Source organism: Bradyrhizobium sp. WSM4874 (genome assembly GCF_055811835.1).
Genome location: NZ_JBVVPR010000299.1, coordinates 1 through 227, shown reverse-complemented (window position 1 = coordinate 227; position 227 = coordinate 1). Strand labels below are relative to the sequence as shown.

Genomic DNA, 227 nt, shown 5'->3' with positions numbered 1-227 from the left:
TGACGATCGACCGGCCGAACCAGGCGTGGGCGGCCGTCATCACGTATCTGCCCATCGGGCGCGGCTTTCTCTATCTCATCGCGATCATCGACTGGGCGAGCCGTGCGGTTCTGGCGTGGCGGCTGTCGAACACGATGGACGTCTCGTTCTGCGTGGCGGCTTTGGAAGAGGCGCTGGCGAAGTACGGCACGCCGGAGATTTTCAACACCGACCAGGGCAGCCAGTTC

1 protein-coding gene is annotated in these 227 nt (G+C 63.9%); it reads left to right on the top strand.

What is annotated here, in order from left to right:
• Positions 1–227 (top strand): transposase (locus tag AC0L3P_RS40400; protein WP_473309508.1); only part of this gene is annotated, 227 nt, incomplete at both ends.